Below are 20,234 nucleotides of genomic sequence, written 5' to 3'. Positions count from 1 at the left end.
CTAATATTTGATTCAAACTTTGTTGGTAATTTCTCGTTAGTAATCGAGGCCAGTTTTGTCCGGCGGCGATTGTTGGCCATCGGTCTGTTGTGTTCTGCGTACAGGTCCAGATGCGGTTATCAGGCGTCGTCATTTTCTCGGTCGCGGCTTTGTGCCTTGCCGGCTGTTCGTCGACGTCAGGCGTTGACGCCTTGCAGATGCCGTCGAATGAGACCACCAGCTCGGTGATGCGGCCGAGCGCGCCCGTCGAAGCAGCTCCGGAAACCGCCGAGCTCGCGCCGATGAGGTCCGACGCAGCGGCCGACAATGCGCCGCCCTTTTCCATGGTAGAGGAAGAAGAGGCCCTGTTGGCGTCTTCGCCGGCGCCGCAAGAGAGCATCGAGCCGCCGGCCGAGCCGATCGCCCTGATGTCGCCGCCGAAGCGGCTGAGCCGTGCCGCGCCGGCGATGCTTGCCTCGCCGGTCACGCGCTATGGCTTTCGCGATGCCAAGCCGATCAATTTCGGCAAGGTATCGCCAAGGCGCCTGGCCGTTCACGGCGTCGATATCTCGCGCTGGCAGGGCAACATCAACTGGGACAAGTTGCGCGCGCAGGGCGCCAACTTCGCCTACATTAAAGCGACCGATGGCGGCGACCACCTCGATCCGATGTTCATGAAAAACTGGCGCAATGCCGACGCCGCCGGGCTGAAGCGCGGCGCCTATCATTTCTTCTACTGGTGCCGCACCGCGGGCGAGCAGGCCGACTGGTTCATCCGCAACGTGCCCAGGGTCGAAGGTGCGCTGCCGCCGGTGATCGATGTCGAGTGGAACGGCGAATCCAGCTGCAAGCGGCGGCCGTCGCGGCAAAAGGTGCTGGAGAAAATGCAGGTGTTTATGGACAAGCTGGAGCGCCACTATGGCCAGCGGCCCATCATCTACACCGCGCCTGACTTCTACCGAGACAATCTGCGCGGCGCCTTCCCCGACTATCCGTTCTGGCTGCGAGCCGTGGCGGCGCACCCGTCAAAGGTCTATCCCGGCCGCAAATGGGTGTTCTGGCAATATTCCGGCTCCGGCCTGTCGCACGGGGTGAGGGGCCGCATCGACCTCAACGTCTTCCACGGCGACGAGCGTGCCTGGCGGGCATGGGCCGGCGGACAAACGACCGTCGCCGACGCCGACTGAAACGCCCCCGCACGTTGCGGCGTCCCGACTGCAATTTTCAGAATTTTGCTAACAATCCGCTCACGCTGTTTTTTAGCTGGATCGCAACGCCCGGTTGGTAACTTGCGCATGACAATGCATGTCGCCCAAAAGTGCGTAGCGGTTTTGGGACAACGACATGCATGAAAACAAAGGGGTGCATGGAGGGGTCGGTGCGCAATCCAGTTCTGGCATTCGCTTTGGTGGCCGCTGTCGGCTACGGGTTTTTCAACACGCTCGGGCACATGCCGAGCGACAAGCCGGTCGCCATCCCGGAGGCTGCACCCGGTGCCTCGCAGACGGCGCCGCGCCCGATCAAGGAAAACGTCGTCGCCTATCATACGGGTGACGAGGCCATGCAGGCCGCCAAGCAGAGAGGTCGCGCGACGCTCCCGCGTTTCCGCGAACTGATCGCCGGCGGCGCGCCCGGCACCTACACGGTGAAATTCCCGCTGACGCAGAACGGCGCCACCGAGCACATCTGGTTGCAGCTAACCGGCATTGGCGACGGCACCTTCATCGGCCTGCTCGCCGACGTCCCGGTCAACGGCAACAAATACAAGCTTGGCGACCGGATGACGGTGGCCGAGGCCGATGTCGAGGACTGGATGATCAGGAACGGCGGCGAGATCTATGGCGGCTACACCACACGCCAGGCGTTCGCCGACATGCCCAAGGAACAGGCCGACAAGTACGGGCTGACGTTCAAGGATTGACGGCGGGCCGGCGCCTCTTTCCTTCTTCCACAAGGGGAGAAGGGAAGGCGTGCGTCATGCCTCGTTGATCATAGCCTCGATGTTGTAGCCATCGGGATCAAGCACAAAGCAGGCATAGTAATGCTCGGCATAGTCCGGACGCGGACCGGGTGCGCCATTGTCTGCGGCGCCCGCCTCGAGAGCAGCCCGATAGAACGCGTCGACCTCTGCCTTGCTGTTCACCCGGAAGGCGATGTGCACACGTGTCAGCGGCGGTTCGCTGTCCGGCCGCTGGATCTCGAACAGGCAGCCATTGCCGACGTCAAAAGCCCAAAACACATCCTCCTTGCCGAAGGAAAGGCGGTACCCCAGAGGTTCGAGGGTTCTTTCATAGAAGAGTTTGCTCTTCGGCAGATCGCCCACCGCAATGGTTATGTGGTCAATCATACTGTGTCCCGGAGAAGCCTGTCTGGAAAGCAGAATGAGGGTGGCCGAGGCCGATGTCGAGGACTGACGGCCAGGGCAGCCCCTTGGACTTAGCTCCAATGTTGTACTTCAAAGTAGCCGCTGCACGTGTTCAAATTCCAGGCTCACCAGCCGTTGCGGCCGGTGCTTGGACTCTGGAAAGGAGCATGCGCGATGGCAGGCCTCTGGCAGTTCGCATCGGCAGCGCTTGTTGCATCGGCGCTCATGAGCTCGACGGCGCAGGCAGCGCCGGTTTCGCCGCAAGCGCCGGCAAATCTCTTCGCGGGCGAGGGTGATATCATCCTCGTCGGAACGAAATCCGTATCGACGTCGAAATCGTACAGTTCGTCGAAATCGACGTCGAAGAGCTGCTCCGGCGGGTCCTGCAGCAGTGACAGGGATCGCGACCGCGACAGAAGCACGAACGGCAGCACGTCGACCAGCACCAGCACCTCGACGAGCTCGTCCAGCAACTCGAATTCCAATACGAACTCGAACTCGAACTGATCGAACCCGTCTCGTCGCTCCAGAGGAGAGCGCGCTGGCCTATCAGGCCTCGCGCATCTCGCGCTCCCTTGTGTCCGCCGTCTGGGCCAGCACCCAGTCCCGGAACACCTTGATCTTGGGTGTGTTGCGGCGGCTTTCCAGGTGCACCAGCCAATAGCCGTCGCCATCAGATCCAAGGACTTCAAATGGCTGTATCAACTGGCCCTTTGCCAGCAAGGCGCTGTAGATGTTGCGGGTGAGGATCGCGGCGCCCCGATCGGTCAGCGCCGCCATTGCATCATAAGCCTGCGAACCCAGCGTCGGGCCAGCGATGACGCGATCGGGATCGAAGGGCACACCGGCTGCTTCGAACCAGATCTTCCACCAGGGATCGGCGGCACAGCATAGCGCCACCTTGTAGAGATCCTCCGGGTGGCGGATGCCGCCGACGCTCTCGGCGAGTTTTGGGCTGAGCATCGGCGTGTAGTCTGCCTTGAACAGATAGTGAGCCGTCAGGCCGGGCCAGTTTCCACTGCCTGTTCGTATCCCGATATCCATGTCCTCGCGGGTGAAGTCGACCAGCCGCGACGACGTATTCACCTTCACGGCAAGATCGGGATGCATCAGCTGGAATGTTCCAAGCCATACGGCCAGCCAGTTCGATGCAAATGTTTCCATGGTTGTCACGGACAGCACGCCGGTCGCTCCACCCTTCGTGGCGACCCACGCGTCCGCCAAGGCCGAGAACGCGCCGGATGCGTGCGGCGCCAACTGCTGCCCAGCCTCGGTCAGAGCGATCTGCCTTGTTTTTCTTATGAAAAGCGGCGTTCCGGCGCGTTCTTCCAGCACCTTGATCTGATAGCTGGCCGCCGACTGGGTCATGCCGAGTTCTTCGGCCGCCTTGGTGAAGCTACCCAGCCGCGCTGCGGCTTCAAACACCCTGATGGCGCCTAACGGCGGTAGCTCCCAACCCATGATGCATCAATCCTACTGATGCATGGTACTCGACGTTCGATTGGAAACCAAGGCCTGAAGACGGCATGCTTTGTCCATCAGATCGAACCCGAAAGGACACGGCAATGACCACCACCACTCTTTACAACACGCTTCGTCGTCCGCTCCTCGACGTCTTCGTCGCTCCGTTCAGACGCCGCTCGCGCGGCCTGCTCGACCACCGTTCGCTGCCTGACCATCTCAAGCGCGATATCGGTATGCTCGACGGACACGTTCCCAACGGCAGCATCCGCTGAGGGCAAATCAGGCTCTTTGACCGACGTAGATGAAAAGGGAGGGAAAGATGAGCGTGTCATCGGAGGATCTGGCGAAGAGCCGTCAAACGATCGACGCCTATGAAGACTATGCGGAACGCTACGATGCAATCGTAAGGCATGTTCCGAACCGAAGAGAGCAGGCATGGCTAAAGCGCCTTGTGGCGATCGCCGGCGCAAGTGGCCAGATTCTGGAAGTCGGGTCCGGACCGGGATACGATGCGGACTTTCTGGAGAGTTTGGGCGTCAAGGTTCGGCGCACCGATGCAACAAAACGGTTTCTCGAGCTGCAGGCCGCGCGCGGCAAGCACGGCGAGCTTCTCGATCTCATCACCGACGACCTCGGCGGCCCCTACGACGCAGTCGTGGCCCTGTGCGTCCTGATCCATATACCGCGCGACCAGACCGACCAGGTCCTTGCCAAGATAGCCGGGTCGCTGCGGCCAGGCGGCGCCTTCCTCGTATCGATGCGCAATGGCGACGGCGAGACGGGCGGCGAATATCATACGGTCTTCTGGCGCAGGGACGACTTCGCGGCCCGTCTCGAAGCCGCCGGGCTCGTCCTTATCAGGGACGATTTCAACGTGGGCCGCGATCGTGAAGAATGGAACACGTTCCTGGCTGTGAGGCCGGCATGACGCGCCGCGGGCTGTTGCTTCTGAGCCGCGCAGCGCCATCGGTGCTCGTCGGCCGGATTGCAGTGGCACTTCGCAAATAAACGAGACTTCGCCGTTGCCTTGATGTCTATTTGCAGGCTCCTGCACCCTTGGGCATCGGAGGCGAGTTGGAGATCAAATTTCTGCTGGTCGGGTTTGCCTGCGTGGTGGCCGGCGCGCTGTCGCTCATCACTTTCGTGAAATGGCGAGAGGTGCGGGCACTCAGCCACTGGCTGCCAACGCCAGGAAAGATCATCTCGTCGCGCGTCGAGGCGCGCAAGGTGAGGGTCTCGGGCGTTGGCGTCGACAGCAACGATGCCACCGAAATTCGCAATTTTCCGGCGATCACCTTCGAATACAAGGTGGGCAAAAAGACCTTCCGAGGCTCGCGCTACAGCGTGAAGGAGAATCTGGGGAATTTCGAAGTCGCGGAGACGCTTGCGCAGTTTCCCACTGGCGCCGACGTGACCGTCTTCTACAATCCGGCCGATCCGAGCAAAGCCGTTATCGAGCGCACCCTGCCGGAAGGCGCCTTCAAGTTCATGGTCAAGCTTTCGGCCGGGCTGGTCATCGCAGCGGTGGTGCTGGTGTTTTCCGTCGGCGGCGTGCTGGAGGCGATCGGGCCGCATTTGGCCAAGCCGCAGAATCTCGGCGCAGCAGTGATGCTGCTGTTCATCGGCCTGTTTATCCTGCTCATGGGTTTCGCCCAGAAATCACTTGCCGAGCAGGCGGCAAGATGGCCGGTCGCTGCCGGCCGCATCGATGCTTCAGGCCTGGAGGCGATCCGAACCCATGCAGGCTATCGACGCTGGCGCACTGTTTTCAGGTCCCGCATCGTCTACAGCTATGTCGTCGCCGGCCAGAGTTACAGCGCCGACCGCGTCACCTTCGGCGCCGGCGTGACGGCTTCACTGCCCGGTCTCGTCAGCGGTCAGGCGCAACGCTATGTCGAGGGCAGCAAGGTTGACGTCCACTATGACCCCACCAACCCGGCCTCGGCGGTGCTCGAATGCCGGGCGCGCGGGCTCTGGCTGCTGTGGGTCTGTTCCCTTGGTTTTATCGGTGGCGCTGCTTTTCTGGTCGGGCTGGTCTGAGGTGTCCTGCCCCCAACCACTTCGCGTCCGCCGATCCAATATTTCGAAGTGCCATCGGGTGAGGGCGGAAGGTGTATCGTCCGCATCGGCCAAGATGAGCCGCTGTTCGATGAGCAGATGCTGCGAGTTTTGCCGCCGGGGTAGGTCGGCGACGCGGTATGACGCCGCTGCTCGGCCCGATCGTGCGACCGGGCCGAAGCCTGCCGAAGCTGCTATTTTCTTTTCCCGCCCTTGTTCGGTGCTTGGGTAAGCGCCGATGCGGCAACGGATTTGACGGTTTTGGAAGTACTGGGGTTGCTCAAGAGCTTGGAAGCTTTAGAGGCAACCGATTGCGAGGTACGTTCGTTACGAGCCATTTTGATCTCCGATCATTGGCTATATGTCCTCAGCTACCTCGACTTAGAGCCCCGACTCCCAATATGATGTCCCTGCAACAGGAGAGGTCGTCAGGTCTCTTCGCCCCGCGTAGGCTTAGGCGTTTTCGCGGTATCCAAAGCCGATCCGAGAGGGTCGGCTTTGGTGTTTTTGGCGTGCGCTTTTTAAATCTTTTAGATGCGTTTCAGGTTTTGTTCCCTTTGCCATTTCGGCCCGATCTTGCGACCGGGCCGATGATGTTACGGTTTAGTGGATCAATTTTCCTCAGCTACACCCGCTCGTCGAGCCGCAGGTGTCGCACTTCTCGCAGGTGCCGTTCCGCACCATGGTGAAGTTATGGCATTCCGAGCATTCGTTGCCTGTATAGCCCTGCATCAATGATTGTTGACGCCGGGTGGCGGCTAGTGCCTTTGCCTCAGCGGCTTCTTTCGTGGCTTCGTCGGTGAACAGCCCGGTTGGGTCGGCTGCCTCCTCGGAAACGATATCCTCGACCAACTCCCTGGCCCGCTCTTCATAGTCTCGTTTGTAGGCGATGGCTTCGTCGCTGGCTGGTTTGAGCGCCAGCACATTGGAGCCTGAGAACGCAGTCGGCGCGATACGGGCAGGGGCCGCGGCTGGTGATCCGGCAAAGCCCTTGGGTTCGGCACCCGATACCAGCTTCACCGGTGAGGCGCCGCGGGTAAGACCCTTCGAGAACGGCGTCGCCTTGCCTTCGTTGATGCCGCGTCCGAGCGCCGTCTTGTCGAAGTCCGACTGATCGACATGGGCGAGGTCGTGGCGGCCGAGATAGGACACGGCGAGTTCGCGGAACACGTAGTCGAGGATCGACGTCGCGTTCTTGATGGCGTCGTTGCCCTGCACCATGCCGGCCGGCTCGAACTTGGTGAAGGTGAAGGCCTCGACATATTCGTCGAGCGGCACGCCATATTGCAGGCCGAGCGAGATGGCGATGGCGAAGTTGTTCATCATCGCCCGGAAGGCGGCACCTTCCTTATGCATGTCGATGAAGATCTCGCCGATGCGGCCGTCGTCGAATTCGCCGGTGCGCAGGTAGACCTTGTGGCCGCCGACGACGGCCTTCTGGGTGTAGCCCTTGCGGCGGTTCGGCAGTTTCTCGCGGTCGCGGTAGAGGCGTTCGATGACGCGCTCGACGATCTTCTCGGTGACCTGCACGGCGCGCTGTGCCGCCGGTGCGGCGATCAGCTGCTCGACCGCATCGTCCTCGTCGTCCTCACCATCGGCAAGCAGCGAGGAATTGAGCGGCTGCGACAGCTTCGAGCCATCGCGATAGAGCGCGTTGGCCTTCAGCGCCAGCTTCCACGACAGCATGTAGGCGCCCTTGGCGTCTTCCACCGTCGCATCGTTGGGCATGTTGATGGTCTTGGAAATGGCGCCGGAGATGAAGGGCTGTGCCGCCGCCATCATCTGGATGTGGCTGTTGATCGACAGCGAACGCTTGCCGATCTTGCCGCACGGGCTGGCGCAGTCGAACACCGCCAGGTGTTCGGGCTTCAGGAACGGCGCACCTTCCAGCGTCATGGCACCGCAGACATGGATGTTGGCGGCTTCGATCTCCTTCTTGGAGAAGCCCAGCGCCGGCAGCATCTCGAACGAGAAGTCGTTGAGCTGCTCGTCGGTGAACCCAAACGTCTCCTTCACCCAGTCGGCGCCCAGCGTCCACTGGTTGAAGACGAACTTGATGTCGAAGGCCGACTTCAGCGCCGCGTTGAGCGCGGCGATCTTCTCATCGGTGAAGCCCTTTGCCTTGAGCGAGCCGGGGTTGACCGCCGGCGCCTGGTTCATGTTGCCGTGGCCGACCGCATAGGCCTCGATCTCGGCAAGCTGGGCTTCCGAATAGCCGAGCGTGCGCAGCGCCTCGGGCACGGCGCGGTTGATGATCTTGAAATAGCCGCCACCGGCCAACTTCTTGAACTTGACCAGCGCGAAGTCGGGCTCGATGCCGGTGGTGTCGCAATCCATCACCAGGCCGATCGTGCCGGTTGGCGCGATCACGGTCGCCTGCGCGTTGCGGTAGCCATGCTCCTCGCCGAGCTCGATGGCGCGGTCCCAGGCAGCCTTGGCATGGACGACAAGATCCTGCTGCTTGAGGTCGGAGGCGACCAGCGGCACCGGATTGACGGCCAGCTTCTCATAGCCCTGCTTCTCGCCATAGGCGGCACGGCGATGGTTGCGCATGACGCGCAGCATGTTCTGCGCATTGCGGTCGTAGTCGGCGAAGGCGCCCAGCTCCGAGGCCATCTCGGCCGAGGTGGCATAGGCGATGCCGGTCATGATTGCGGTGAGTGCGGCGCAGATGGCGCGGCCCTCGTCGGAATCATAGGGAATGCCCGAGGTCATCAGCAGGCCGCCGATATTGGCGTAGCCGAGGCCGAGCGTGCGGTATTCGTAGGACTGCTTGGCGATCTCCTTCGACGGGAACTGCGCCATCATGACAGAGATTTCGAGAACGATGGTCCACAGCCGAACCGTGTGCTCGTAGGCAGCGATGTCGATGGTGCCGTCGGCGTTGCGATAGGGCAGGAGGTTGATCGAAGCCAAGTTGCAGGCCGTGTCGTCGAGGAACATGTATTCCGAGCACGGGTTGGAGGCGCGGATCGCACCGGCCGAAGCGCAGGTGTGCCAGTCGTTCATCGTCGTGTTGAAATGCAGGCCCGGATCAGCCGACGCCCAGGCGGCGTAGCCGATCTTTTCCCAGAGATCGCGTGCCTTCAGCGTCTTCAGTACCTTGCCGTCCTTGCGGGCGGTCAGGTGCCAGTCGGAGTCGGTTTCGACTGCGCGCAGGAAATTGTCCTTCAGCGACACCGAATTGTTGGAGTTCTGGCCCGAAACGGTGAGGTAGGCATCCGAATCCCAGTCGGTGTCGTAGGTCTTGAACGACATCGAGGTGTAGCCCTGCTTGGCGAACTGGATGACCCGGTAGATGTAATTCTCCGGCACCGCGTTCTTCTTGGCCGCCTTGATCTCGCGCTTCAGCGCGGTGTTGATCAAAGGATCGAAGCAATCGTCGTCTTGGCCTTCGCAGTTGATGCAGGCCTTCATGATCGCTTCGAGGTGCTTCTTGACGATCTTGGAGCCGGTGACCAGCGAGGCGACCTTCTGCTCTTCATTGACCTTCCAGTCGATGAATTCCTCGATATCGGGGTGGTCGGCGTCGACAATGACCATTTTCGCCGCACGGCGCGTCGTGCCGCCCGACTTGATGGCGCCCGCCGCGCGGTCGCCGATCTTGAGGAAGCTCATCAGGCCGGACGAGCGGCCGCCGCCGGACAGCTTTTCGCCTTCGCCGCGCAGCATGGAGAAATTGGAGCCGGTGCCGGAGCCGTATTTGAACAGGCGCGCTTCACGCACCCACAGGTCCATGATGCCGCCCTCGTTGACGAGGTCGTCCTGCACGCCCTGGATGAAGCAGGCATGCGGCTGCGGATGCTCGTAGGACGACTTCGACTTGGTGAGCTTGCCGGTGAACGGGTCGACATAGAAATGGCCCTGGCTGGGGCCGTCGATGCCATAGGCCCAATGCAGGCCGGTGTTGAACCATTGCGGCGAGTTCGGCGCGACGCGCTGCGTGGCCAGCATATAGGCGAGCTCGTCGCGGAAGGCGCTCGCGTCTTCCTCGGACTTGAAGTAGCCGCCCTTGTAGCCCCAATAGGTCCAGGTGCCGGCAAGCCGGTCAAAGACCTGGCGGGCGTCGATCTCGGAACCGTAGCGCTCGGCCTCGGGCAGCTTGGCCAGTTCCGCCTCGTCGGCGACGGAGCGCCACAGGAAGGAGGGGACGTCGTTCTCCTCAACCTTCTTCAGCCGTGCGGGAACGCCGGCCTTGCGGAAATACTTCTGCGCCAGGATGTCGGCTGCAACCTGGGAGAATTGCGCCGGCACATCGATATTGTCGAGACGGAACACCACCGAGCCATCCGGATTCTTGATCTCCGAAAGCGCCTTGCGGAATTCGATCTCCGCGTAAGCCGATTGCCCTTGCTTGGTGAAACGACGCTCGATGCGCATTGGTCCGGTCCTTTTGTCTATATATAGCGCTTTTCCCCAGGGATTTCTGCCCCCAATAGCGAAACGCGCAGTCCGCCGTTTGCCGGCGTTCGAAAACGGCCGGCTCTCCATTTCACAGTCTTCGCCGTCCTGCTGGTCAAACTCCTTGCGAAGCGCCTGTCCAACTCTGCGGCGAACCCTGCGGGTCCTCAAAACTGAAACTTTTTTTGCGATTCCCTCGGTGAGGGAAATTCACACTATCTAGCGTCGAACCTACCTGCAAACACTAAATATAGTGTTAACAGACAATTTATTCCAGTCCGACAATTTTCCCTAATCATCCCCAGGCCCCCACAATCCCAACGCTTCCGCCGGCCTCGTAAACAGGCGGAAATGCGGGCAAAAAACGCACATAATCCGGGAAAAAGACCGGGCTCAAAACTTTCCGGTCGCGCTCTCAACAGGAACGCATGGCCTATAAAAGGCGACTCGTTTTGCGTCGTCAAGGATTCGTTTCTAAAGCTTTTATGACCCCAACATCTTGTGTGTCACATATGTGGATAACGGGGATAGAATGCCACTTTTGGGAAAGCCGGGTTCTGCCGGCGTGCCACCGCTGGTGAACGTCTGTCCGGAGCCGGCATGGCTGGTTTTGGCCGCACCTTTTCATTTCGCCTGGCATGTTCTATGTCTGGCGGCTCGCGCGGGGGCGTGTCTTGTCAACCATAAAAGCATCCGCTACGCCCCGCCCATGACAGTTACCGTCCGTTTCGCTCCATCACCAACTGGCCGCATTCATATCGGCAATGCGCGCACCGCTTTGTTCAACTGGCTGTTTGCCATGAACAACAAGGGCCGCTTCATCCAGCGCTTCGACGACACCGACATTGCGCGCTCGACGCAGGAATTCTCCGACGCCATCCTCTACGATTTGCATTGGCTGGGGATTTTTCCGGACGCCACCGAATACCAGTCGCGGCGCTTCGAGGTTTACGATGCGGCGGTGGAGCGACTGAAGGCGGCGCGCGTCCTCTATGCCTGCTACGAGACGCCGGAAGAACTCGATCTGCGGCGAAAAGTGCGCCGCACGCGCGGCCTGCCGCCGGTCTATGGCCGCGAGGCGCTGACGCTGACGCCGCAGCAGATCGCCGAATACCAGTCCGATGGCCGCCGGCCGCACTGGCGCTTTCTCCTGCCCAATTTCACCAGCGATCCGCTTGAGCCGGAACGCACCGAGATCCATTGGAACGACCTGGTGCGCGGCGAAGAGACCGTCGACCTCGCCTCGCTTTCCGATCCGGTCCTGCTGCGCGAGGACGGCACCTATCTCTATACGCTGCCCTCGGTCGTCGACGACATCGAGATGGGCGTCAGCCATGTCATCCGCGGCGACGACCACGTCACCAACACCGGTGTACAATTGGCCCTGTTCAAGGCACTGGGCGCCGAGCCGCCGGTGTTCGGCCACCACAATCTCTTGACCACGGCGTCGGGCGAGGGCCTGTCGAAGCGGACGGGCGCGCTGTCTATCGAAAGCCTGCGTGAGGACGGCATCGAGCCGATGGCGGTCGCCTCGCTGGCCGTGCTCGTCGGCACCTCGGAAAATGTCGTGGCGATGCCGCATATGGCCGAGCTTGCCGAACGCTTCGATCCGGCCGCCACATCGAAATCCGCCGCCAAGTTCGATCCCGACGAGCTTTTCGTGCTCAACCGCGCGCTGCTGCACCAAATGCCGTTTTCTGAAGCGCGCGACCGGCTGATAGTGCTCGGTGTCTCCGGCGACAAGGCCGAGCCATTCTGGCTGGCGGTGCGCGGCAACCTCGACAGGCTGCCGGACGCGGTAAACTGGTGGCGCATCCTTGGCGAGGGCCCGCAGGAGCCACCGGAGTTTTCCGGCGAAGATCGAGAGTTCCTGGACCAGGCGTTCGAATTGCTCCCGCAAGAGCCGTGGGATGGCACCGTCTGGAAGGATTGGACCGGCAAGGTCAGAGAAGCGACTGGCCGCAAGGGCAAGGCCCTGTTCATGCCGCTCAGGCTGGCGCTTACCGGACTGCCTTCGGGTCCGGAGCTTGCAGATTTATTGCCGCTCCTGGGTCGGGAAGGAACGCTGGCCCGACGACCCTGACCTTGCGCTGATCCGGCGGCAGGGCCGACGCCGGCGACGGCACAGGCTTGGCGGATAGACGCTTGATCGCCTCGCGATCGAGCCCGCCTTCGACATTGGCCAATGTCTCCGGGTCGGCGCCCGGATCGGGCCTGGCGCCCGGCATCGGAATGAACGGTGTGGTCTGCGTATCGGCCTGCGATTGGTCCGGGTTTGGCGGAGTGCCGGCGATGACCTCGAAATTCTGCGCCGCATTGCAGCCGCAGGCCGGCGGGCGCGGCACATTGGTTTGTTTGTAGAGATAGGCCCTCGGCAACTCGCTATAGGGCCTGCCGGTCACCGACGACGTCATGTTGGCCGAATCGTCGTCCATGCCGCGCGAATAGAAAACCTGCATCTCGGTGCCGGGGCAGCTCGATTCGCAGTTCTTCTGGTCGCGTTCGAAATCGCCCAGCGAAGCGGCGTTCGACATCGGGAAGAAATAGCCGTCGCAGGTGCGCACGCATGTCGTGCGGAATTCGCCACCAACGCTGGGAAAGTCCGGTACGCCGGGCCGGTTAAGCAGCCGGCGGATGTTGCGCTCTTCGCCGGGATCGTCAGGCTGGTCGAGCGTGTCGAGTTGCCGGCTGCCGCCGAAAAGCTGGTCGAACAGATTTCCGTTGCCGCGGTTCGCTTCCCGCACGGGCGCGCGCCGCAAAGGCGCCGGCTCGTCACGGCAGCCATTGGCGTCGAGCGACGCCAATATGCGTCCGCGGTCGCGGCGCGAACCGCCGCCGGCGAGCTGCGCGCGCTTGGCTTGCAAGGCGTCGAGGTTGGCACTCATCCGATCGATGGTGTCGTTGAGCGCCGCACAAGCGCGGACGTTGCGGCCGAACAGCGAAAAGCCGCAGCCCGCGTCGCTGGACTGGTCGCGGACCCTTGACAGCTGTTGGCGCTGCCGGATGATCGCGTTGTCGTATTTTCTGATCATTGTCGGGCTACCGCTGCCGCCTTTCGAGGCAGCTGCGAGATCGGCTTCCAATTGCCGGCAAACCCGTGAGGCGGCCTGCGGCTGGGTGACGGCAATGGCCGACACCGCCAGCGCGCCGAGCAGCGCAGCAAGGTGCGTCAGCCTCCACCCTCCGCCCGTCATCCGCCCGCAACTCCGCTTGATGCCGCCGCCAAAACTACCGTGTCCGCGGTTAACCGTTTGCTTAGACCATGATCCCGAAAAGTGGCATCCGGTTTTCGCTGGAGATCATGTTCAAACAAAAAATAGAGCCCCATCCCGATTCCATGGGGATGGAACTGGCTGCAGTTTAGCGCATGACCCCGCAAACCGGAATCGGTTTTGCTGTGCTGATCTTCGGTTCCCAGGGATCGGCCGACGGTCCTAGCCGAGCTTTGCTATAGCCTGCGCCTTTTGTGCCGCTTCAGCCACGGCCAGCGCCGTCATGTTGACCACGCCGCGCGAGGTTACCGATGGCGTCAATATATGCGCCGGTTTGTCGGTGCCGAGCAGAATCGGACCGACATGCAGTGCATCCATCATCGTTCGCAGCGCGGTGAGCGTGATGTTGGCGGCGTCGAGATTGGGGAACACCAGCAGATTGGCTTCGCCTTTCAATCGCGAATGCGGATAGACGCGCTGGCGCAGATGTTCGGACAAAGCCGAGTCGGCATGCATCTCGCCGTCACATTCCAGCTCAGGTGCGATGCGCGCCAGGATCGCCGCCGCCTGCCGCATCTTCAGCGCGCTCGGCGCATCGCGCGAGCCGAAATCCGAAAACGACAGCAGGGCGGCCTTCGGCTCGATGCCGAAGCGCTGGATCTCCTCGGCCGCCAGAATGGTCATTTCTGCGATCTCGTCTGCCGTCGGATCGATAGAGACATAGGTGTCGGTCAGGAAAACGATGCCACGTTGCGAAATCAGCATGGAAAGCGTCGACAGGTCGTGATCCCTCACGCCGGCGCGCGGCCCGATGATCAGAGTGACATTGCGAAGATGACGGGCAAAGCGGCCCTCCAGGCCGCATATCATGGCGTCGGCGTCGCCGCGTTTGAGCGCAAGCGCTGCAATCACCGTGTTGTCGGTGCGCACCATGGTGCGCGCGGCTTCCGTCGTCACGCCGCGCCGGCCGGCGAGCTCGATCAAAAGGTCGACATAGTGGCGATAGCGCGGATCGTCTTCCGGATTGATGAGGCCGAAATCGACGCCCGGTTTGATGCGCAGCCCGTAGCGCTTCAGCCTGACTTCGATGACATGCGGGCGGCCGATCAGGATTGGCTCGGCGATGCCTTCCTCCAGCACCACTTGAGCGGCGCGCAGCACGCGCTCGTCCTCGCCGTCGGCGTAGATGACGCGCTTGGCGCTCGACGCCTTGGCCGACGAGAACACCGGCTTCATCACCAGGCCGGAGCGGAAGACGAAGCGGTTGAGCTTGTCGATATAGGCGGCGAAATCGGTGATCGGCCGAGTCGCAACTCCGGTTTCACACGCAGCCTTGGCGACAGCAGGGGCAATGCGCAGGATCAGGCGCGGATCGAAGGGCGAGGGGATCAGGAACTCGGGGCCGAAGATCGGCGTCTCGCCGGAATAGGCCCGCGCCGCGACATCGGACGGTTCTTCGCGGGCGAGCGCCGCGATGGCCCGCACCGCCGCCATCTTCATCTCTTCGTTGATGGCGCTGGCGCCGCAGTCCAGCGCGCCACGAAATATGTAAGGAAAACAGAGTACGTTGTTGACCTGATTGGGAAAATCGGAGCGGCCGGTGCAGATCATCGCGTCGGGCCGGGCGGCCCGCGCCGTCTCCGGCATGATCTCGGGATTGGGATTGGCCAGCGCCAGGATCAGGGGCTTTGGCGCCATGTGCTGGAGCAATTCCGGTTTCAGCACGCCGGCGGCCGACAGGCCGAGGAACACGTCGGCACCCGGCAGCACATCGGCCAGCGTGCGCGCCTCGGTGTCCTTCACATAGGGGTCTTTCCAGCGGTCCATCTCGTCGACGCGGCCCTTGTAGGCGACGCCGAAACGGTCGGTGACCCAGATGTTTTCGACGCGCGCGCCGAGCGAGACCAAGAGGTTAAGACAGGCAAGGGCGGCGGCTCCGGCGCCTGAGGTGACGATCTTGATGTCCGAAATGGTCTTGCCGGCGAATTCCAGCCCGTTGAGCACGGCAGCCGCGACGATGATGGCTGTGCCGTGCTGATCGTCGTGGAAGACCGGAATGCCCATGCGAGCCTTCAACTGCTCCTCGACCTCGAAGCACTCGGGCGCCTTGATGTCCTCGAGGTTGATGCCTCCGAAGGTCGGCTCCAGCGCCGAGATCGTCTCGACCATGCGCTCGATCCCCGGCGCATCGATCTCGATGTCGAACACGTCGATTCCGGCGAATTTCTTGAACAGCACCGCCTTGCCTTCCATCACCGGCTTGGAGGCCAGCGGGCCGATATTGCCGAGACCCAGCACCGCCGAACCGTTGGAGACGACGCCGACCAGATTGGCCCGCGCCGTGTAGTCGGCGGCGGTCGCCGGATTGTCGCGGATTTCGAGGCAAGGGGCCGCGACACCCGGCGAATAGGCGAGCGCCAGGTCGCGCTGGTTGCCTAGCGGCTTCGTCGACTGGATTTCCAGCTTTCCCGGCGTTGGGTACTTGTGGAAGTAGAGCGCGGCTTCGTCGAGATCCGACATTGCCGTCTTCTTGCTTTCGCCTTCCATGCCGGGCCTCCCTGCGATCCTGCTTTGAAGCCTTTTAGCATGCAGCGACGGATTTTCGCGACGCCAAATGACGCAACCGCCGATTAGATTGGCGGGACGCGAAAAGTCAATTTATCTCAATCGCTTGTGCCGGAATCCTGCTGGGTGGACCGGACCGTGCCTTGGGCGGCGCGATCAGAACGCACTGACATAAAGCCCGCCATCCACCGGTATGTTCTGACCGGTCAGATAGCCGGCATGGACCGAGCACAGGAAGGCGCAGATCTGCCCGAATTCCTCCGGCGTGCCGAGCCGCTTGGCTGGAACGTCGGCGCTGATGCGGGTCTTGCGCTCAGCTGCCTCCGCCGGATCTTCAACGGTGCCGGCTTCATGCGGGCCGCGCAGCCTGTCGGTGTCGAGCTTGCCAGGCAGCATGCTGTTGATCGTCACGTTGCGGTCCACCACCGTCCGCGCGACACCGGCCAGGAACGAGGTCAGCCCGGCGCGCGCGCCGGACGACAGGTCAAGGCCGGGTATCGGAACATAAACCGACAGCGAGGTGATGTTGACGATGCGGCCGAAGCCGCGCGCCGCCATGCCGTCGATTACGGCTTGGACCAGTTCGATCGGCGTCACCATGTTCTGGGTGACGCCTTCGAGGATCTTTTCCCGGTCAAGTGTGCGGAAATCGCGCAGCGGCGGGCCGCCATTGTTGTTGACGAGGATGTCGGGGTCGGGGCAGGCGGCAAGCAGCGCCTTCTGCACGTCGGGCTTCGACACGTCGCCGACGATCTCCGTCACCTTCACCCCAAACATTTCGCGCAGCTCAGCGGCGGTCTTGGCCAGCAGCTCGGCGTTGCGCCCGTTGACGACCAGATCGCAGCCGGCCTCGGCCAGCGCCATGGCGCAACCGCGCCCCAGGCCCTTGCTCGAAGCGCAAACGATGGCTTTCCTGCCGCGAATGCCGAGATCCATGACGAATTCCTCCAATTGATCGGCGGCAAGCTAGTCCTTTGGCTGGACCAATCGCAACCGTCATACGGTTGTTGCATGAATCGGGGCATAGCCTGCGCGAAAGCAACGGTGACAAACTTATGTCTGGCGCAGAGCCCCGCACTTTCCGCAGCATGTTCATCTCCGACATCCATCTCGGGTCGAAGGCGGCCAAGGCCGAGTTCCTGATCGATTTCCTGCGCCATCACGACGCCGATATCATCTATCTCGTCGGCGACATCGTCGACGGCTGGCGCTTGCGGAGAAGCTGGCACTGGCCGCAGAGCCACAACGACGTCGTCCAGAAACTGCTGCGCAAGGCGCGCAAGGGTGCCAGCATCACCTACATAGCCGGCAACCACGACGAGTTCGCCCGCCAGTTCCAGGGCGTGCATTTCGGCGGCATCGTCGTTGCCGACCGCGCCATCCACGAGACCGCTGACGGCAGGCGTCTGCTGGTCATCCATGGCGATCAGTTCGACACCGTCGTCCACAATGCGCGCTGGCTCGCCTATCTCGGCGACTACGCCTATGACGCGGCCATGCTCGTCAACCGGGTGGTGACGCGGCTTCGCCAGTTGCTTGGCCTGCCTTACTGGTCGTTTTCGTCCTGGGCCAAGGTCAACGTCAAGAAGGCGGTGAATTTCATCGGCTCGTTCCAGACCATGCTGACGGAGGAAGCGCGTCGCTCGCATGTCGACGGTGTCATTTGCGGCCATATCCACCATGCTGCGATCGAAAACTACGAGGACGTGCAATACATCAACACCGGCGACTGGGTGGAAAGCTGCACGGCGGTGGTCGAGCATTTTGACGGCCAATTGGAGATCATCCACTGGGCGCAGGTGCTGCCTGAAGCTCCGGACGAGCCGTTCATCCCGATGCTCATCGAGGACAGGGTGGTCGAGGCGGCGTGACGCGGAACTCGCTGCAGGTTTCGGGACCAATCGGTTAGTCCAGCCGGTTTCGTCCGGTTTTTCTCCATGTTAAGGGGTCGATATACGTTGCTGGCCGGCCGGTCGAACGCGGCGTAATTGGATCGATTCATGTCCCTGCCGCCGCTCTCCCCCGAACAACTCGTCAAGCCGCGCCATTTCGCACTGCGCATGAGCTTGATCTTCTTCACGCTGTTCATCTCGCTTGGCACGCATCTGCCCTACTTTCCGCTGTGGCTGCAGGCCAAGGGTTTCCATGCCGAGCAGATTGCCGTCATTTTAGCCGCCCCGATGTTCCTGCGCGTGGTGACGACGCCTCTGCTCACCGCGCTGGCGGACCGGGCCAAGGACAGGGCCAATGTCTATGTCGCGCTGGTCGCCGCGACCATGGCCATCTCCGCCGGCTATTTCCTCACCGCCACCTACGCCGTGGTGCTGGTCGTCTCGCTGGCGCTGACCGTCGTCTGGACGCCGCATTCGCCGATCGCCGATTCGCTGGCGCTTTCGGGCGTGCGCCGTTTCGGCTCCAATTACACCAGCATGCGAAAATGGGGCTCAATCTCCTATCTCGGCGCCAATGTCGCCGGCGGCTTCATCCTGGCGTGGACTGGCCCGCAGGCAGTGCCGGCGATCATTTTCGTCGCTCTTGCCGCGGCCCTTGTCGCCGGATTGCTGGCGCCGCGCCTCGGCCGCCCACGCCGCGCCTCGCCGCTTTCGTGCCACCGACATCCAGCATTCGGCGCCAAAGCTGGTCAACGCCTATTTCCTCTATTTCACCCTCGGCGTTGGCATCATCACCGCCAGCCACGCCTTTCTCTACGGTTTCGTCTCCATCTACTGGAAATCGATCGGCATCAGCGATTCGGTGGTCGGGCTCCTGTGGGCCTGGGGCGTCGTCGCCGAAGTCTGCATGTTTTTGTTTTTCAACCGCATTTTCGCCTCCGTATCCGTCGTCAGGGTGATGCTGATCGCCGGAGTTGGCTCAGTCGTGCGCTGGATCGCCTTTCCGCTGATCTGGCCGTTTGGACTTGGCGTCGCCGGCTTCTTCGGCGTCCAGACACTCCATGCGGTGTCTGTGGCGATGGTGCTGATCGGCCTGCAGAAGATGATTGGCGAAACCGTCTCGGAAGAGCGAACGGGTGCTGCGCAAGGCATCGCCTATTTCTTCAACGGCTTCTTCATGGCCGTGGTGACGCTGGCCTCCGGCCCACTCTACGACCGCTTTGGCGTCGACGGCTTTCTTGCCATGATCCCGATCGCGCTGATCGGACTGGCGCTGATCGGACTTGCCGCGCGCTCAGCCCCACAGCGCCGAATTGGGGGGTGACACCAGCGATCCCCGGTAGACGAGACCAGGCTCGCGGTCCTTGGCCAGGAGCAGCGGCCCGTCGAGGTCAACGAAATCCGCATCCTGCGCCAGCAGTACAGCCGGCGCCATCGCCAGCGACGTGCCGACCATACAGCCGATCATCACGCCGAAACCAAGGTCACGGGCGCGGTTGCGAAGGACGAGCGCGGCGGTCAGGCCGCCCGATTTGTCGAGCTTGATGTTGACGGCATCGTAAAGGCCGACAAGCGCTGCGAGGTTGTCGGCTTCATGCACGCTTTCATCCGCGCAGATTGGCACGGGATGCGCGATATGGCGCAGGATCTCGTCATGGCCGGCCGGCAGCGGCTGTTCGATCAGCGCAATGCGGTGTTCGGAGGCAAAGGCGAGGTTTGCGACGATGTTCTCGTTCGTCCAGCCCTCATTGGCGTCGAGGATGATGCGGCTGTTTGGCGCTGCGTCCCTGACTGCGCGGATGCGGGCAACGTCGTTGTCGCCGCCGATCTTGACCTTGAGCAGCGGCCGCGCGGCGTTGGCGCGGGCCTGCGCCGCCATCGCCTCTGGTTCGCCCAGCGACACCGTGAAGGCCGTTTCGAGCGCCCGCGGCGCGGCGGTGCAGATTTCGGCGGCCACCGGCTTGCCGCTGATCTTCGCCTCCAGGTCCCACAGCGCGCAGTCGATGGCGTTGCGCGCAGCCCCCGCCGGCATGGCATCGAGCAAGACGGCCCGGCTGATGCCGCCCGCGATCTGCTCGCGCATCGCCTCGATCGCGTCACGCACGCCATCCAGGCTCTCGCCATAGCGCTTGTAGGGAACGCATTCGCCACGCCCGCTATGATCACCCTCGCTGACCGTGCAGACAATGACTTCGGCCTCGGTCTTGGAACCGCGTGAAATGGTGAAGGCTCCGGCGATGGGAAAGCGCTCGGCCTCAACCGAAATGACACGCGCCATATTTTTCTGCTCCGGCTGTG

General features: G+C 62.3%; 16 protein-coding genes and 1 pseudogene. 8 read left to right on the top strand and 9 right to left on the bottom strand.

Features of this window, described 5'->3' with window-relative positions; all coding sequences use genetic code 11:
* The first annotated feature begins 110 nt into the window (after nucleotides 1–110).
* Both LHFGNBLO_RS24625 and LHFGNBLO_RS24620 read left to right on the top strand, forming a co-directional pair.
* Nucleotides 111–1,166, top strand: coding sequence for a GH25 family lysozyme (locus LHFGNBLO_RS24625; protein WP_258601908.1), 1,056 nt, complete (start codon nucleotides 111–113; stop codon nucleotides 1,164–1,166).
* Between the two features lie 191 nt (nucleotides 1,167–1,357).
* On the top strand, nucleotides 1,358–1,900 hold the full coding sequence (locus LHFGNBLO_RS24620) for a DUF2314 domain-containing protein (RefSeq protein WP_258601907.1): 543 nt from the start codon (nucleotides 1,358–1,360) through the stop codon (nucleotides 1,898–1,900).
* Between the two features lie 54 nt (nucleotides 1,901–1,954).
* Here the strand turns inward: LHFGNBLO_RS24620 and LHFGNBLO_RS24615 are convergent, their stop codons facing one another.
* From LHFGNBLO_RS24615 to LHFGNBLO_RS24605, 3 genes are all read right to left on the bottom strand, one after another.
* Nucleotides 1,955–2,326, bottom strand: coding sequence for a VOC family protein (locus LHFGNBLO_RS24615; RefSeq protein WP_258601906.1), 372 nt, complete (start codon nucleotides 2,324–2,326; stop codon nucleotides 1,955–1,957).
* 143 nt (nucleotides 2,327–2,469) lie between these two features.
* Nucleotides 2,470–2,829 carry a hypothetical protein gene (locus LHFGNBLO_RS24610; protein ID WP_258601905.1) on the bottom strand — a complete coding sequence of 120 codons (360 nt, stop codon included), beginning with the start codon at nucleotides 2,827–2,829 and terminating at the stop codon, nucleotides 2,470–2,472.
* A 64-nt stretch (nucleotides 2,830–2,893) separates the two neighbouring features.
* The gene (locus tag LHFGNBLO_RS24605; RefSeq protein ID WP_258601904.1) at nucleotides 2,894–3,805 is read right to left on the bottom strand and encodes a LysR family transcriptional regulator; all 912 of its coding nucleotides are present in this window, start codon (nucleotides 3,803–3,805) and stop codon (nucleotides 2,894–2,896) included.
* 104 nt (nucleotides 3,806–3,909) lie between these two features.
* Between LHFGNBLO_RS24605 and LHFGNBLO_RS24600 the strand changes: the two genes are divergently transcribed.
* From LHFGNBLO_RS24600 to LHFGNBLO_RS24590, 3 genes are all read left to right on the top strand, one after another.
* On the top strand, nucleotides 3,910–4,080 hold the full coding sequence (locus tag LHFGNBLO_RS24600) for a hypothetical protein (protein WP_258601903.1): 171 nt from the start codon (nucleotides 3,910–3,912) through the stop codon (nucleotides 4,078–4,080).
* Between the two features lie 47 nt (nucleotides 4,081–4,127).
* On the top strand, nucleotides 4,128–4,736 hold the full coding sequence (locus LHFGNBLO_RS24595; RefSeq protein ID WP_258601902.1) for a class I SAM-dependent DNA methyltransferase: 609 nt from the start codon (nucleotides 4,128–4,130) through the stop codon (nucleotides 4,734–4,736).
* A gap of 146 nt (nucleotides 4,737–4,882) precedes the next feature.
* Nucleotides 4,883–5,848 carry a DUF3592 domain-containing protein gene (locus tag LHFGNBLO_RS24590; protein ID WP_258601901.1) on the top strand — a complete coding sequence of 322 codons (966 nt, stop codon included), beginning with the start codon at nucleotides 4,883–4,885 and terminating at the stop codon, nucleotides 5,846–5,848.
* 212 nt (nucleotides 5,849–6,060) lie between these two features.
* On the opposite strand, the gene LHFGNBLO_RS24585 is transcribed toward LHFGNBLO_RS24590, so the two are convergent.
* A complete protein-coding gene (locus LHFGNBLO_RS24585) occupies nucleotides 6,061–6,204 on the bottom strand; it encodes a hypothetical protein (protein WP_258601900.1) in 144 nt (47 codons plus the stop codon).
* Between the two features lie 283 nt (nucleotides 6,205–6,487).
* Entirely contained in the window at nucleotides 6,488–10,246 is a 3,759-nt protein-coding gene (locus LHFGNBLO_RS24580) for a vitamin B12-dependent ribonucleotide reductase (protein WP_258601899.1), read from the bottom strand.
* Between the two features lie 730 nt (nucleotides 10,247–10,976).
* Between LHFGNBLO_RS24580 and gltX the strand changes: the two genes are divergently transcribed.
* A complete protein-coding gene (gene gltX / locus LHFGNBLO_RS24575) occupies nucleotides 10,977–12,350 on the top strand; it encodes a glutamate--tRNA ligase (protein WP_258601898.1) in 1,374 nt (457 codons plus the stop codon).
* Here the strand turns inward: gltX and LHFGNBLO_RS24570 are convergent.
* From LHFGNBLO_RS24570 to LHFGNBLO_RS24560, 3 genes are all read right to left on the bottom strand, one after another.
* A complete protein-coding gene (locus tag LHFGNBLO_RS24570; protein ID WP_258601897.1) occupies nucleotides 12,268–13,461 on the bottom strand; it encodes a DUF2865 domain-containing protein in 1,194 nt (397 codons plus the stop codon). The genes gltX and LHFGNBLO_RS24570 overlap by 83 nt on opposite strands.
* 240 nt (nucleotides 13,462–13,701) lie before the next feature.
* Complete coding sequence (locus tag LHFGNBLO_RS24565; protein ID WP_258601896.1) at nucleotides 13,702–16,026, bottom strand: NADP-dependent malic enzyme; 2,325 nt, start codon at nucleotides 16,024–16,026, stop codon at nucleotides 13,702–13,704.
* A 174-nt stretch (nucleotides 16,027–16,200) separates the two neighbouring features.
* Complete coding sequence (locus LHFGNBLO_RS24560; RefSeq protein ID WP_258601895.1) at nucleotides 16,201–16,980, bottom strand: SDR family oxidoreductase; 780 nt, start codon at nucleotides 16,978–16,980, stop codon at nucleotides 16,201–16,203.
* 119 nt (nucleotides 16,981–17,099) lie between these two features.
* On the opposite strand from LHFGNBLO_RS24560, the gene LHFGNBLO_RS24555 reads away from it, so the two are divergent.
* Entirely contained in the window at nucleotides 17,100–17,915 is an 816-nt protein-coding gene (locus LHFGNBLO_RS24555) for a UDP-2,3-diacylglucosamine diphosphatase (protein ID WP_258601894.1), read from the top strand.
* A gap of 129 nt (nucleotides 17,916–18,044) precedes the next feature.
* Nucleotides 18,045–19,260: pseudogene (locus tag LHFGNBLO_RS24550) on the top strand (MFS transporter).
* Here the strand turns inward: LHFGNBLO_RS24550 and dgcA are convergent.
* A complete protein-coding gene (gene dgcA / locus LHFGNBLO_RS24545; protein WP_258601893.1) occupies nucleotides 19,231–20,214 on the bottom strand; it encodes an N-acetyl-D-Glu racemase DgcA in 984 nt (327 codons plus the stop codon). The pseudogene LHFGNBLO_RS24550 and the gene dgcA overlap by 30 nt on opposite strands.
* Nucleotides 20,215–20,234: the final 20 nt, after the last annotated feature.

Source organism: Mesorhizobium sp. AR10 (assembly GCF_024746795.1).
GTDB lineage: Bacteria > Pseudomonadota > Alphaproteobacteria > Rhizobiales > Rhizobiaceae > Mesorhizobium.
This window is presented reverse-complemented; position numbering and strand designations above follow the sequence as displayed.

Bases quoted from the DNA above. Each gene is read 5' to 3' on its own strand.
- LHFGNBLO_RS24600 (WP_258601903.1), top strand. From the start codon at position 3,910: ATGACCACCACCACTCTTTACAACACGCTTCGTCGTCCGCTCCTCGAC.
- LHFGNBLO_RS24625 (WP_258601908.1), top strand. From the start codon at position 111: ATGCGGTTATCAGGCGTCGTCATTTTCTCGGTCGCGGCTTTGTGCCTT.
- LHFGNBLO_RS24605 (WP_258601904.1), bottom strand. From the start codon at position 3,805: ATGGGTTGGGAGCTACCGCCGTTAGGCGCCATCAGGGTGTTTGAAGCC.
- LHFGNBLO_RS24580 (WP_258601899.1), bottom strand. From the start codon at position 10,246: ATGCGCATCGAGCGTCGTTTCACCAAGCAAGGGCAATCGGCTTACGCG.
- LHFGNBLO_RS24585 (WP_258601900.1), bottom strand. From the start codon at position 6,204: ATGGCTCGTAACGAACGTACCTCGCAATCGGTTGCCTCTAAAGCTTCC.
- gltX (WP_258601898.1), top strand. From the start codon at position 10,977: ATGACAGTTACCGTCCGTTTCGCTCCATCACCAACTGGCCGCATTCAT.
- LHFGNBLO_RS24560 (WP_258601895.1), bottom strand. From the start codon at position 16,980: ATGGATCTCGGCATTCGCGGCAGGAAAGCCATCGTTTGCGCTTCGAGC.
- dgcA (WP_258601893.1), bottom strand. From the start codon at position 20,214: ATGGCGCGTGTCATTTCGGTTGAGGCCGAGCGCTTTCCCATCGCCGGA.
- LHFGNBLO_RS24595 (WP_258601902.1), top strand. From the start codon at position 4,128: ATGAGCGTGTCATCGGAGGATCTGGCGAAGAGCCGTCAAACGATCGAC.
- LHFGNBLO_RS24615 (WP_258601906.1), bottom strand. From the start codon at position 2,326: ATGATTGACCACATAACCATTGCGGTGGGCGATCTGCCGAAGAGCAAA.
- LHFGNBLO_RS24565 (WP_258601896.1), bottom strand. From the start codon at position 16,026: ATGGAAGGCGAAAGCAAGAAGACGGCAATGTCGGATCTCGACGAAGCC.
- LHFGNBLO_RS24555 (WP_258601894.1), top strand. From the start codon at position 17,100: ATGTCTGGCGCAGAGCCCCGCACTTTCCGCAGCATGTTCATCTCCGAC.
- LHFGNBLO_RS24570 (WP_258601897.1), bottom strand. From the start codon at position 13,461: ATGACGGGCGGAGGGTGGAGGCTGACGCACCTTGCTGCGCTGCTCGGC.